Genomic DNA, 13,201 nt, shown 5'->3' with positions numbered 1-13,201 from the left:
AGTTTCTTTATCTTTAAAGCAAAAGGATACTTCGTGCTCAATACCATAGAATATACTGTTACAGCAATCGTTTGTCTTATTTCGGCTATAGTAATTCAACGTATTTTTAGCAAAGAAAGGCTACGTCAAGCCGATCCCAAGGGAGTGGAAGGGATCAAATGGTTTGGATTAGCAATATTTGTATGGGGATTGGGGGCTTTGGTGAATTTGATTTTGGTTTCTGGACTCAAATGGACACCTACCAACAAAGTATTGATTTATTTTGGGGTGTTGATATCCTTGGCTAATTCCTTATTTATCATCTTGTCCTTACCTTCTATAGAACATCAAAAAAAGTCAGGAATTCTGGTGCGACTGGTACAGCGTTTTAGTATCAGGGAATTTGTAAGCCTGTTTTGTGGTGTTTTGGGAATGATTGCATTTGTTTTTTTAGCCTCATCCTACGGAAATGAAGAGATTAGCAATAATTTTATTTGGTTAATAGATATTCCTATTTCTATTTTGGTAGCTATTTCACTGTTGTTCGAATTGAACAAAGCTTTTGTTGCTAGACAAATGAAGTTTATGTACTTGCCAACTTTCGTATTGTTCATTCTCATCGTTATTGCGGTTACCCATAGAATTATTCCTCAGGATAAAGCACTGCAATTTATTGATCAGCAATTTTGGAGTGTATTAGGGAGTATTACGGCGATCTCTTTCAAGTTTCTATTTATTTTGTTGTTTTCTATTCTTTTGTACAGTTGGAAATTCCTTTCAGAAAAAGAACAGCAACAAAGTTTGGCGCAACAGTTAACTCAAGAAAATAAGCAATTAAAAAAAACAATAGGTCAACTCGAATTAGCTAACGAAAGTCATTTAGATAGCATTAAGAATTTGAAAATGGAGGTAAAAGATCTGCGACAGACGGCAAAAGTTGAACTTTCTGATCGGCAAAAGGAGGTATTAGGGTATTTAGCTCATTACGGGAAGGATAAATCGTATACCGAGATTGCTCAAGAAATGCATATTAGTACCGACGGTTTGCAAACCCATATTCATCAGATCAAAAAAATATTGAACATCAGTGGAGCTGGTGGTAAAGAGCAACTTATAGAGTTTGCCAAAACTCATGATTTCCTTCAGTATTTCCAATCGGGAGGGAATGCTTAACCATATGCTTACGTACTGGGGTTACAAAATTTGAGCAGTGCGTAACCTTTTATGCTAACCATTTTTCTTTGAATTTGGACAAAAATTTAAAGAAGTATGGGAGCATTTATAGCAGAACAAAATCTGGATCAAAAAATTAATAAAGCTTTTGGTAATGCCACAGACTGGTTTGTTGACGGCATTTTGGCTGAAATTCCACTAACTCAAGAAGTAGGTATTCCTTGGGTACTAGTCGTCCTTTTTTCTGGAGCAATGTTTTTCACTATTTATTTTAAAGGAATAAATTTTAGAGATTTTTTTACCGCCATACAAGTAGTAAGGGGTAAGTTTGATCATTTGGAAAATGGTAATACAACTAAAAAAGAAGAAGTCATCAAAAATGGGGAAGTAAGCCATTTTCAAGCATTAACTACTGCGGTTTCGGCCACTGTGGGATTAGGAAATATTGCGGGAGTAGCTATAGCATTATCCATAGGCGGACCGGGAGCAACTTTGTGGATGGTTTTGATTGGGATCTTGGGGATGTCCTCAAAGTTTGTAGAATGTACACTTGGTGTAAAATACAGAGAAATTGATGAGCACGGGAAGGTTTTTGGTGGACCTATGTATTATTTGAAAAAAGGATTAAGCGAAAAAGGATACCAAAAACTTGGAAAAGTATTAGCTGTGTTATTTTCGATCATGTGTATTGGTGGATCTTTTGGTGGAGGGAATATGTTTCAGGCGAACCAGGCTTTCAAATTATTCGACAAGGTATTGATTCCTGATGGGGCTATGATCCAAGGACAGGGTTGGGTGTTTGGAGTAGTCATGGCTATTTTGGTGGCCGTAGTAATTATAGGAGGGATCAAGAAAATAGCCAGTGTTACGGACAAAGTCGTCCCTTTTATGGTGTTAACATATATCTTATCTGTTTTGGTGGTTTTGGGATTAAATTTTTCGGCTATTCCAGCAGCCTTAGAAAGTATCTGGGATAGTGCCTTTGATCCCCAAGGAGTAATCGGAGGGTTCGTAGGAGTACTCATTCAAGGGTTTCGTCGTGGAGCATTTAGTAATGAAGCCGGGATAGGAAGTGCCTCTATAGCGCATAGTGCAGTAAAAACAGATTATCCTGCCAGTGAAGGTTTGGTAGCATTGCTGGAACCGTTTATAGATACCGTGGTTGTATGTACAATGACAGCTTTGGTGTTGATTATTACTGGGCAGGTAGATACAGGGATGCAGATCAACTCTGAACAAGGGGTTTTATTAACCGCTTCTGCACTGGAAAGTGGTGTTTCCTGGTTTCCGTATTTGTTAACCGTAGCAGTGGTGCTATTTGCCTTCTCTTCGATGATCTCCTGGTCGTATTATGGTTACCAATCCTGGAGTTACTTATTTGGCAGGAGTAAACGTATGGAATATATCTACAAATCTATCTTCTGTTGTTTTACGGTGATAGGGGCATCTGCAACTTTAAATGCAGTAACGGATTTTAGCGATGCCATGGTATTTGCAATGATGGTTCCTAATATGATAGGGTTATTTTTGCTGAAGGATAAAGTAAAACAAGAACTAAAGCGGTATAAATACAAAATTTTTGAAATGCTATAACATTGGGTACTAGCTAATTTCTTTATCTTTAGACAAACACAAACTCATCATGAAGAAATTACTCACCCTATTGCTAGTAATAGCTACATCATCTTTTGCGCAACAATCAGATCAAGTTTTGGCCTTGGTAGGAGGTACATTAATCGATGGTTTTGGGTCTACGCCTATTAAGAACAGTGTAATTATTGTTGAAGGAGATAAAATCAAGGCAGTTGGTACAAAAAAGACATTGGAGATTCCAGCAAATGCTAGAGTGATCTCAACGGAAGGAATGTCTGTACTTCCGGGTTTATGGGATATGCATGTACATACCATGATCAATGGGCATGCAGACTATGCATATTGGGATAAGACCTATCCTCCCTTATTAGAAAATGTGATTATGCCTGCTTCTGCAGAGCAATTGCTTATGGCTGGAGTAACCAGTGCCAGGGATTTAGGAGGGCCACTGGTAGAAAGTATATCGGTAAGGGATCGTATCAATAAAGGAGAAATCCCAGGAGCAACCTTGTATGTTTCGGGGCCTTTTATTCAGAAGAAGCCTTATCCAGGTACGGAGGCTTTTAGATGGGGGATAAACGGAGTGGAAGATGCAAGAAAGAAAATCAAAAAGTTAGCGGATGCTGGAGTGGATTGTATAAAATTGATCGATCAGGATCAAATGAGTAAAGAAGAGGTGCAAGCGGTGGTAAACACTGCTCATAAGTATAATTTGAAAGTAGTGGCTCATGGTCATCGACCACAGGAAATTCGAACCGGGCTTGCTGCGGGAGCGGATTGTTTTGAGCATACAGGCTTATCATCGGCACCACGGTACCCAGATGATGTGATGGAAGCCATAAAGGAGCGTACAGCACAAATGAATTTAGGTCCGTTGTATTGGTGTCCTACAGTAGAAGGGTTGTATAATTATGAGTATGTTCGGGATCATGGAGAGCACTTGGATAATGATTCCTGGCATAGAGGATTACATGATACCATTGTTGCAGATATTAAGAACAGTTTTAAGCATAAAGATCGATTACCGTATTTTCAGTTAACACCAATACGAAAACCAACTTTAGAAACCAAAATAAAACAATTAATGGATGCAGGTGTGGTATTAATGATTGGTACAGATAGTGGGATACCCATGAAATTTCATAGCCAATCCACCTGGAATGAACTGGATGTTTGGGTAAATGAATTTGGAATCGATCCAATGTACGCCATACGAGCAGCAACTTATTGGCCATCATTGTGGATGGGAGTAGCAGATAAAGTGGGAACCGTTACCGAAGGGAAATTAGCAGATATAATAGCGGTAAAAGGAGATGTGCTTCGACATATTAGCTTACTGCAAGATGTAGATATCGTAATTAAAAATGGAAAACAATATAAGTAGTCTGTAAAAGGAGTTCTTAAAGAGACATTACCCAACTTCGTTGTAGTTTTCTGAATTTTCTTAGTTCTTTACGAAGTAAGATAACAAATTCTTTTCCATTGCTCTCAGACTGTTCAAGGCGTTCGCAATTTCTATATAATTTGTTAGTAATACGGATCAAAGAATTTGCATAACGAATTCTATCATCCTGAAATGTTTGATTTTCAGCATTAATGATGTGCGGAGCAAGCGCATCAGACTGCCTTACAATGTCTCCGGTAAAATAAACATGAGGGTTTTCGTCACCATTATGTTGTAGTGGAGCTAAATCTTCTACAAGGTAATTCGAGACACTTCGAGAGAGTGTAAAGATCTCCCGTGCCTTTTGATACAGTCTTTTATTTTTGGGTTGTAAACTCATAGCAATTTCTACATCAAAAATACTGTATTTTTCATGTTTTTTTCTTTGGAAATTAAAGTGAATCAGTATATTTACTTTATAATTTAAATATTAATCTGTTTTTTGAGTTAAAATGAAAATCGACACTATAAATTGGGAAATATTACATTGTCTTCAAGAAAACGGACGACTCTCTAATGCAGAGATAGGAAGGAAAATTGGACTAAGTTCGCCTGCAGTAGCAGAGCGCATCAAGAAAATGGAAGATTACGGTATTTTGCAGGGATTTAGAGCAGATGTTTCTTATACAAAAACAGGATACCAGCTCAAAGCAATGATTACGCTGAAAGCATTTATGGGCAGGTTAAAACCTTTTATGCTTAAAGTTCCAGAGTTTAAAGAAGTATTGAATTGCTATCGTATAACAGGTAATGAGAATATTATTATGGAGGTAGTTTTGAGAGATCAACTACATCTTCAGGAGTTTATCGATCGGTTGATTACCTACGGAGAAGCAAAAACGCATATCATTCTTTCTAATTTGGTAGAAAACAGTCCAATTATGGATCATGGAGGAGAAGCTATTTAGGAAAACTTTGGCATAAGATTTGTTATAATTAAGACATATAGGGATAGTCTTAATCTTGTGTGAGGACATTAGTTTGGGAAGCTAAAGAGAGTACAAGGGGAAGATGAAAAACACCTGAATTTGTTCAGGTGTTTTTTTTATAGTAATTTTTGACTTTGGTGGCATCTTTTTTGTGGTGTTATCACAGTAAAAAAAGCTATAGTGCGAGCATCTTTAATTAAAAACAACATCCTACTTGTTATTTTGTTTGCGTCCTTCTTTGGGTATGCGCAAAGTCAATTGGTATTAACCAAGGGTAGAGTTACTGATTCACTTGTGGTACCTGATACAAAAAATACATTTAGTATCTATTTACCTAGGACATATGATAAAAATAAAAGTTGGCCGATTATTTTTGGTTTTGATTCTTCAAACAGAACCAGCAATATTGCCAGATTTTATCAGGCTGCGGCAGAAGAATTAGGATATATTATTGCGGTTACCAATTTTACCGAAGAGCAATCGGCCAGAGAAAGGGCAAACTATGTAGCCGTTTTCATGAAGCATATTTTTTCTCTGTTTCCCATTCAGATAGGAAGGGTTTATGTAACAGGGGTAGGTGATGATGCCAAATTTGCTAGTTTACTCCCTTTGGGATATCCGGATAAAATTTTTGGAGTAATCGCTATTGGCGATAGTTATTTTTATGATTCAAGAATTAACTTAAATAAAAATTTTACGCATTTTGGGATACTCAATACACATAACTATCGATTTAAAAATTTTCAGGCCAATAAGAGCTTTTTAAAGAGAAGGGCAGTTCCTGCGGATCTATTTGTTTATGAAGGGGGAGGAGAATTTCCTACTCAAGAGCTTATAAAGAATGTGTTGACTGCTTTAACCAGACAAGCCATGCTCAAAGGAAGAGTAGCAAAAGATTCTATTTGGATTCAAAATAGTTTTAAGGAAAGCTTGCAAGAGGTTGATGGTTATGTGTCAAAACGGAAGTTCTTAAAAGCGTATGAAGAGCTAAAAAGAATTCGTATTGATTACAATCAATTTTTTGATACAGATTATTTGAAGGAAAAACAGAAAGAAATAAAGAAACTGGATGGTTATAGAAAGCAGAAACGATTACAGTCAAAATATGCAATCAAAGAAAATTATTTGAGAGAATCTTATTTGTTCTCTGCCGAAGAAGACATTGCTTTGCTAAACTATAGTAATTTTGGCTGGTGGCAATATGAAATGTCTAAGTTGGATACCTTGATTGCCAAGAAAGAAAAATATAGCCATGATATGGCAATTCGGGTAAAAGGGTATGTAAATGCGATTATAGATAATTACAAAATCACTGCAATAAAAGAAAACGTGAATCTGGAAGCGCAATTGTTTTTGAACATTTTTAGCACCATCGTCAATAAAAAGGATTTTGATTCCTATAAAAAGATCATTTCTTTAAGTGCCAGAGATCTGGATAATGAGACAGCTTTGTTTTATCTAGAGAAGATGTTGCAGAACGGTTATAAGGATTACGATGCCTTGTACGAAATAGAAGGAACCTTAGCTTTAAAGATCACTAAAAAATACAATGAGTTGATCGAAAAATACCTCGGAAATTCTAAATACTTCTTTTCAAAATAAACTGAAATCATAAAATTTTGTGTATTTCATCGAATTTTTGTGTTTTTTATCGGTTAAAATTTTGGTTTTACAATTATTTTACATTAAATTTACTTCAACTTAAAAATACTTGATGTGTCGCCTTCAACTAACATTTTAAGCTGAGTGACGATTCGGATTTAAAATATTAGTTTGGAATACATCAGGGACAAATTAGGTGTGAGGACATTAGTCTAAAGACCCCAAATCTTGAAGCTAAAGAGAGTGCGTAATTTGACCCTACAAATAGAAGTGTCTACCTAGTGTAGGCACTCTTTGTTTTTGGCTATTTGATTACAATATGGGATACTTCTTCAAGTTTCCAATCAATTACTAAACCACCCGCCAAGGATCTTGCAATATCAGCACCATAGAGGTATTCGCACAAATACAAAGCAGCTTCAAAACTTTTTGCTCCTCCTGCGGAAGTAATGTATTTTCCATCATGAACAAATAGTACATCTTTTCTTATGTCCAGATCAGGGAACATACTTTTCATTTTGTCGATATCACTTGGGAAAGTCGTAGAGACAGCATTGTTCAAAAGCCCTGCCTTGGCCAGTACAAAAGCACCGTCGCAGTGCGAAGTCATGTACAAAGCATTTTGGTCTACCTTCTGTACAAAACGGATCATTTGCTCATCATCCAGATCAGTATCCAAATGGTGTTCTGCACTAGGGACAACAAGAATATCAATTTTGGGCAATTCATCTTGAAGATAATTATAATCGGGAATAATTTTCACCCCTTCAAAAGTGGTGATAGGATGATCTGTATTTGCTACCGTAAAAACATTCATTTGCTTAATGTTTTTGCGATATTGGGTATGCTGGAAAATATCATAAGGAGCCGTAAACTCTGTATTGTAAGTGCCATCCATGATCAAAAAAGCTACGTTATACCGATTGTCTTCTAATTTGGGAAAAGTCTTTTTTTGCTCTGGTTTTTTTTCCTCCTTTACAACTGTAGCATTATTTTGTTGATCGTTGTTAGTACAGCTTGATATGCAAATGGCTGCTATGTAGATGAGAATTGAAAGTTTTTTCATGAGTGTTTTTTGAGTTTATTTGTTGAGTGTAAGCCCACGTTTTACGATAAAAAGCAAAAAGGTACCAATACCTGCCATAACGGCCATGAATATCCAGCCGTTATCGTAACCAAAATTAGCAATAAATTGCATTCCAGAATTATGTCCAAAGATATGGGCTACCGAGAAAGACATACTGTACAATCCCATATACGCTCCTTGCCGTCCTTTTTTTGATCGTTCTAGAGCAAAGGCATTTCCAAATGGAAATGCTACCATTTCTCCCAAAGTGGCAGCAATCATACCTATGATCAAAATACCTGCCCAAGGTGTTATAAGTAGTAAGATAAAACTAATACCAGTTAATATAAATCCATTGATGACGTTACCCACTTTTGATGTATTTGTTCTCTCTAAATAGGCAATAAGTGGCATTTCGAAGAAAAAGATAAGCGCTCCATTCATTGCCAGTAACAAACCGATGTTTTCTTCAGAAAGTTGATGTACTTCTTTGTAATAAAGTGGAATAGTGGAAAAATATTGCACAAAAATGAATCCGAAAAGAGCTAGGGCAATCAAGAATATAACATAGAGTCCATCGTTAAGAGGAGCAACAGGGTTTTCTACAGGGATTTCCTTATCTAATTCTCTTGCTTTTCTGGGGTTAAGGGTTTGGATCATAACGATACCAGCGATCAAACAAGTAACTCCATCTACCCAAAACAATCCAGAATATCCCATAGTGGCGATGATCAAACCTCCTATTGCCGGACCAGCAGAAAAACCTAAATTAATGGCAAGTCTAATAAACGTTAAGGATCTTGTTTTGTTTTCTGGTTTGCTGTACGCGCTTAAGGCTACAAAAAATGCAGGACGGGCAGCATCTGCTATAGCAATAAGCACAAAGAAACTTATACAAATACTCCAAAAACTTGAAAAGAACTGAACTACAAAAAAAGCAATCCCTGTTAGTAACAAAGAGCCCAGAATTACCTTGTAATATCCAAGGGCATCACTAAGTTTACCTCCCAACCAAGCACCAAAAAAAGATCCCAATCCATAGCTGGTCATTACCCAACCGATTTGTTCTTTAGTGAAATCTAGGTTGTCGGATAGGTAAAGGGATAAAAATGGAATAACCATTGCTCCGGCTCTATTGATCAATGTAATCAATGCGAGCCACCATACCTCTCTGGATAAGCCCGAAAACGAATCCTTATAGCGTTGTAAAATTTTCTTCAAGAAAAGGGTGATTTTTTGGTTGTTCAATCAAAATAATCGATAAAAATAGTTTTTTATCTAGTTTCTTAAACAATTTTATCAAAATTAATTAGTTAACTCATTGTAAATTGTACTTTTGCAAAAAAGTAAGGAGTAGTGTATAAACTGGTGGTCATCGTGTTCTTTTGTCTTGTCAATGTTTTTGGGCAAGAAGTATCGAATGTCCAGCGAATTTTATCCTTCCAGGACGAATTAAACCACGAATTTGCTTCTGAGGAAACGTCTCCATTACCTCCCAAGGATTTAAAAGCATTCAAAACCCTCGAATTTTTTAAGATTGACACTAGTTTTTGTTTTAGAGCTAAGTTTGTAAGAACACCCTATGAGACTCCCTTTATCATGAAGACCACAACGGGAAGAGAACCGCTCTATGTAAAATATGCAGAAGCTCATTTTGAATTTCAGGACAAGAAATACACGGTTAATATCTATCAAAACCAAGGGTTGACAACAGAACCCGAGTATGAGAATTACTTATTTTTACCTTTTACCGATTTGACTAATGGAGAAACCACTTATGCTGGGGGGCGTTTTATTGATTTAAGAATTCCGGAAGGAGATGAAATTACAATAGATTTTAATACGGCGTACAATCCTTATTGTGCCTATAATGATCGGTATTCCTGTCCAATTCCCCCAGAAGAAAATCATTTGAATTTATTAATACCTGTGGGAGTCAAAAAGTATAAAAACTTACCAACAACCCACTAAAAAAAGCGTCCTGAATATGCAGAACGCCTTGATTTAAACAAACAATATATTTACAGATATTATTAGAATTTGTAAATAGCTCCCAGTACGAAAGATGAAAGACTTTTGGTCAATTCACCATCATTATCGGTAAAGAAATCTTCAGATGTTGAATCTAATCTAACTTCTGGTTTTAAAGTTAAATCTCCTATGTCATAACTACCAGTGAGCGTAGCAGCAAATACAGTCCCATCATTCTCATCATCAAGTCCAATAACATCTACTAGTCCATTATTATATACTCCAAAGTATTCTCCTCTTAATCCCAAAGTGAATTTTTCAGAAGTTTTGTATTGCGGATATAGCGCAACTCCGTAGAAACCTGAAGCATCTCCATCTTCTTGTGGTTCTGTAGATAAGTAGGTAGCATTAACTCCTAGATAAAAGTCTTCTGATACATCCCATCCTGTGGTTAAATCTGCCTGAAATGTAGGTCCAACTTCTCCTGGTTCTCCTTCGTTACCATATCTGAAGTTTAAGTATGCACTACCAGTATCTCCAGAATATCCTATTTGTGCTCCAATGATATAGGTGTCAAACGGATTGTTTTCAGTATAATCTGTTGGGTTCATAACTGCTAACATAGCAGACCATTTTTCGCTTAACGCAAAGTCCGCTTTAAGTCCAGTGTGTGAAAAAGGTCCGTAAGAGAACATATATGATGTAGAATAGTTGAAGTTTCCTGTTGGAGAAATTACCTCGTATCCTAAGAAGGTGTTGAAGTTTCCAAAAGTAAGGGTTACTTTTTCTGATACATTCCAGTATGCATACAATTGGTTAACAATTTGAGAAGAACCATCAGACAAGAATACAGCGTCTTCTCCTCTTGGTCCAAATACTAAATCTGCAACGAACCCTACTTTTTCTCCTTCATACCCCAAAATCACATTCGCCATACCTAAAGCAAATCCACTCTGATTGGCAAATGATGTAGTAGGAGCGACTGAATTGTCATTGGGTGCGCCAAAATTATATCTGTAGTAGCCGTCAATAGACCCCGATAGGCTTACTTTGGATAATAATTTTTCTACTGCCGATTCGGTTTCTTCCTCCTGGGCAGTAGCATTAACACTTAATAACGCAAAAGCCAGTAAGAATACTGGTTTCAAAAAATTTGTTACGGTTTTTGTTTTCATAATAAACATTAATTACTGTGATAATTTGTTTTTAATTGGTGCTGTAAAACTATGTTAAAAGAATTTTACCCCAATAAAAAAGTGGGTATAACTACGTATTTTTACGTATTTTTAATTTTATACCCTAAAAAAATTAAGGTTTATTGTTAAAGTCGATAAATTTTGAGAATTTGAAAGTAGGGTTTAGCGTATTTTTCCGGAAATCAATCAAAAAATTGACTTCAAACCTGTACTTATTAAGAAATTGATCTTGATAATTATTAATTAAGTGCTTGATCTCCTTTTTCTCCAGTGCGAATTCTATAGCTTTCCTGTATATCAAAAACGAAAATCTTTCCATCCCCAACTTCTCCTGTTTTAGAAGTTTCAAGAATGGTTTGCACTGTTTTTTCTTTTAACTCTTCTGTTACCACAATAGACAGGCATCTTCTTTGGATATCACTGGTGCTGTAGCTGATGCCTCTATAGACGTTTCCTTTTTTTTCATTGCCTACTCCTGTAACATCCCAATAAGTAAAAAAATCGATGCCAATACTGTGTAATGCGTTTTTTACAGCGCCAAATTTTGATTTTCTGATAATAGCTTCAATTTTTTTCATAATTCTTTGGTTGATAGTATAGAAAAACCATTTTTGGGATATCTATTTGGTAATGAATACCCCTAAAAATACAAAAAGTAGGGCAACGCTAATAGAGCCAATGGTGTAGATGGCGAAGGAAAGGAAATCTCCGGATCTAAGAAATAGATGATTCTCGTAAGCGAAGGTAGAAAAAGTAGTAAATCCACCACAAAAACCAGTAGTGAGTAATAGTACAGTTTGTTGCGAAAGTGTGGTGTTTCTTGCTGCAAGCCCCAAGATAATTCCGATTAGAAAGCTTCCTAATACGTTAGCCACGAATGTTCCATAAGGAAAACTCCAGGAAATCGAACTAAAGTACTTGTGAATCAGGTAGCGAGCAATACTGCCTGTACCACCTCCTACAAATACCAATAATAGTTGTTTCATTATCTTTAGATTAAAAAGAACCTGCATTTCCTATACAAAAGAAATGCAGGTTGCAAATTAGTGTTTTTATTATTTTATGGGGATGTAAATTTCAGTGATATACTGTGCTGGGTTGGGTTGTAATTCTGGATTAGTTCTGTAAACTTCAAATGCAGCAGATTGTGTATTCAACTCTAAACCATTATCTGCTATGTATTTATAACCTGCTTCCCAAGCTTCTTTAAGGTTTATGTAATCGCCAGTTAAGGTAGTTTTTACGACTTTCTGTCTAGGAAGAAAATCACAAAGTATAGGACTGTCTTTAGGAGTTACTACTTTATCCCTGGTAGGAATAGCGGTTGAATAAATTGCTGTACTTTGTTCTTCATTAAATTCATTGTAAATCGTAAAAGGCATTCCGGTTTGTGGTAGATTATTTTCTATCATATAGCTGTTTACAGCAGGTAGCATTTGTGCCATTTTCTCAGGAATTACCGCAATCGAAGAAGCAGTTGCGCTATACATGTAGAATCCTCCACCATGTTCTGTAACACCATCCACATTAATCGCATATTCTTTCATTTTTTCATTAACATAAGCATCTAACTTTTCTAAACCTCTACTGTACATGGGTTTGATCATTTGAGACAGGGTGCTGTCCTGCGTTACCCAAAATGCTTTTTCCATAAAAGATTGCTCTCCTTTCATGCCCCAGGTCACCTTAGTTTTTTTACCTTCTATTTTTTCAAATTTCCAGTACACGTCACTAGCACTTTCTCCCATCGGAGTAATGAAAGTGATCTTTTGATCAATGCTGGTAAATGGAGCAGCTTTTACGGTGTTCATTCTTCCGTCACCCTGGATTTCACTTTTCCAACTATAAGAGGCTCCTTCGCCACTGGTTTTTTCTGCATATTCCATAATTAGATCATCGGATTCATCCATCCAAGGACCCCATTTTTCCCATGTTTTGTATTCATTAATAGTATTAAATAACAACTCATCTGGAGCCTCAATTACTCGGCTTTCTTCTGCTTGATATTTGCCATCGATTGTCGCAACATACACGGCGCCACCAATGATTATTAATAATAATAAAAAGAACAAATACTTGATTATTTTCATGTCAGTCAGTTTAGATTGTTTGATTAGCTAATATAACTAATTTTTGCATCCTATTATTTTGTTACATTTGTCAGAATTACTAAATCGGTTTATGAAGTAATTTTCGATACACTCTTTTATCCCAAAAAGAATACGATTTGTAAGATTAATTTTACCTC

At 36.2% G+C, this 13,201-nt stretch carries 14 protein-coding genes; 6 read left to right on the top strand and 8 right to left on the bottom strand.

Annotated features, from left to right (window positions below; translation table 11 throughout):
- Positions 1 to 33: 33 nt before the first annotated feature.
- The 3 genes from ACXAGJ_RS06930 (at position 34) to ACXAGJ_RS06920 (ending at position 4,129) form a co-directional block, all read left to right on the top strand.
- Positions 34 to 1,152, top strand: coding sequence for a LuxR C-terminal-related transcriptional regulator (locus tag ACXAGJ_RS06930; protein WP_474838361.1), 1,119 nt, complete (start codon positions 34 to 36; stop codon positions 1,150 to 1,152).
- A 96-nt stretch (positions 1,153 to 1,248) separates the two neighbouring features.
- Complete coding sequence (locus ACXAGJ_RS06925) at positions 1,249 to 2,745, top strand: alanine/glycine:cation symporter family protein (protein WP_474838359.1); 1,497 nt, start codon at positions 1,249 to 1,251, stop codon at positions 2,743 to 2,745.
- A gap of 49 nt (positions 2,746 to 2,794) precedes the next feature.
- Entirely contained in the window at positions 2,795 to 4,129 is a 1,335-nt protein-coding gene (locus tag ACXAGJ_RS06920) for an amidohydrolase family protein (RefSeq protein WP_474838357.1), read from the top strand.
- A 16-nt stretch (positions 4,130 to 4,145) separates the two neighbouring features.
- Here ACXAGJ_RS06920 and ACXAGJ_RS06915 read toward each other — a convergent pair whose 3' ends face one another.
- Entirely contained in the window at positions 4,146 to 4,529 is a 384-nt protein-coding gene (locus tag ACXAGJ_RS06915) for a hypothetical protein (protein WP_474838355.1), read from the bottom strand.
- Positions 4,530 to 4,641: 112 nt separating this feature from the next.
- Here ACXAGJ_RS06915 and ACXAGJ_RS06910 point away from each other — a divergent pair, with 112 nt between their 5' ends.
- On the top strand, positions 4,642 to 5,097 hold the full coding sequence (locus ACXAGJ_RS06910) for an AsnC family transcriptional regulator (RefSeq protein ID WP_473281569.1): 456 nt from the start codon (positions 4,642 to 4,644) through the stop codon (positions 5,095 to 5,097).
- Between the two features lie 201 nt (positions 5,098 to 5,298).
- Positions 5,299 to 6,720 carry a hypothetical protein gene (locus ACXAGJ_RS06905; protein ID WP_474838353.1) on the top strand — a complete coding sequence of 474 codons (1,422 nt, stop codon included), beginning with the start codon at positions 5,299 to 5,301 and terminating at the stop codon, positions 6,718 to 6,720.
- 304 nt (positions 6,721 to 7,024) lie between these two features.
- On the opposite strand, the gene ACXAGJ_RS06900 is transcribed toward ACXAGJ_RS06905, so the two are convergent.
- The 3 genes from ACXAGJ_RS06900 to ACXAGJ_RS06890 form a co-directional block, all read right to left on the bottom strand.
- Positions 7,025 to 7,786, bottom strand: coding sequence for a DJ-1/PfpI family protein (locus ACXAGJ_RS06900; RefSeq protein WP_474838351.1), 762 nt, complete (start codon positions 7,784 to 7,786; stop codon positions 7,025 to 7,027).
- 15 nt (positions 7,787 to 7,801) lie between these two features.
- Positions 7,802 to 9,007 (bottom strand): MFS transporter, encoded by a 1,206-nt coding sequence (locus tag ACXAGJ_RS06895; RefSeq protein ID WP_474838349.1) that lies wholly within the window; start codon positions 9,005 to 9,007, stop codon positions 7,802 to 7,804.
- 92 nt (positions 9,008 to 9,099) lie between these two features.
- On the bottom strand, positions 9,100 to 9,330 hold the full coding sequence (locus tag ACXAGJ_RS06890) for a hypothetical protein (protein WP_474839011.1): 231 nt from the start codon (positions 9,328 to 9,330) through the stop codon (positions 9,100 to 9,102).
- Between ACXAGJ_RS06890 and ACXAGJ_RS06885 the strand changes: the two genes are divergently transcribed.
- Positions 9,218 to 9,757, top strand: a complete 540-nt coding sequence (locus ACXAGJ_RS06885) for a DUF1684 domain-containing protein (protein WP_474838997.1) — start codon at positions 9,218 to 9,220, stop codon at positions 9,755 to 9,757. The genes ACXAGJ_RS06890 and ACXAGJ_RS06885 overlap by 113 nt on opposite strands.
- A gap of 62 nt (positions 9,758 to 9,819) precedes the next feature.
- Here ACXAGJ_RS06885 and ACXAGJ_RS06880 read toward each other — a convergent pair whose 3' ends face one another.
- The 4 genes from ACXAGJ_RS06880 to ACXAGJ_RS06865 all read right to left on the bottom strand — a co-directional run bounded on the left by ACXAGJ_RS06880 (position 9,820) and on the right by ACXAGJ_RS06865 (position 13,043).
- Positions 9,820 to 10,932, bottom strand: coding sequence for a porin (locus ACXAGJ_RS06880; protein ID WP_474838347.1), 1,113 nt, complete (start codon positions 10,930 to 10,932; stop codon positions 9,820 to 9,822).
- A gap of 260 nt (positions 10,933 to 11,192) precedes the next feature.
- Positions 11,193 to 11,531 carry a P-II family nitrogen regulator gene (locus tag ACXAGJ_RS06875; RefSeq protein ID WP_474838345.1) on the bottom strand — a complete coding sequence of 113 codons (339 nt, stop codon included), beginning with the start codon at positions 11,529 to 11,531 and terminating at the stop codon, positions 11,193 to 11,195.
- Between the two features lie 42 nt (positions 11,532 to 11,573).
- Positions 11,574 to 11,939, bottom strand: coding sequence for a fluoride efflux transporter CrcB (crcB, locus tag ACXAGJ_RS06870; protein WP_073320837.1), 366 nt, complete (start codon positions 11,937 to 11,939; stop codon positions 11,574 to 11,576).
- Between the two features lie 69 nt (positions 11,940 to 12,008).
- A complete protein-coding gene (locus tag ACXAGJ_RS06865; RefSeq protein ID WP_474838343.1) occupies positions 12,009 to 13,043 on the bottom strand; it encodes an SRPBCC family protein in 1,035 nt (344 codons plus the stop codon).
- Positions 13,044 to 13,201: the final 158 nt, after the last annotated feature.

It is taken from the genome of Aquimarina sp. AWH4_224 (assembly GCF_056160245.1).
Note: the sequence above shows the minus strand (reverse complement) of the source record. Positions and strands in the feature narration are given on the sequence as shown.